General features: G+C 72.4%; 1 protein-coding gene. It reads right to left on the bottom strand.

Translation table 11 applies throughout. The features are described 5' to 3' along the window. On the bottom strand, positions 1–304 hold a 304-nt coding region (locus tag HL666_RS33945; protein ID WP_172185816.1), incomplete at both ends, for an AMP-binding enzyme.

The raw sequence follows: 304 nt of genomic DNA, 5'->3' as shown, positions 1-304 counted from the left end.
CAGCTCGGCCCAGATCGTTGCGAGCGCGGCCTCGGTCGGATTGCGCGGCGCGACGCGTTGCGCATCCGCAGGGTGCGCATCCGGTTGCGGCAGCGCCTTGCGATCGATCTTGCCGTTGGGCGTCAGCGGCAGTTGCGGCAGCACCATGACCCGTGACGGCACCATGTAGTCCGGCAGCACCGCGCCGAGCGCCGCACGCAGGCCCGCGCCGTCGAGCGCATCATCGCCGCTGACATAGCCGACCAGTTGCCGGCTGCCGCCGAGCTCCTGCGCCACCACGACGCTGTCGCGCACGCCGGGCTCG

Origin of the sequence: Bradyrhizobium aeschynomenes (assembly GCF_013178945.1) — a bacterium.
GTDB classification, from domain to species: Bacteria; Pseudomonadota; Alphaproteobacteria; order Rhizobiales; family Xanthobacteraceae; genus Bradyrhizobium; species Bradyrhizobium aeschynomenes.
This window is presented reverse-complemented; position numbering and strand designations above follow the sequence as displayed.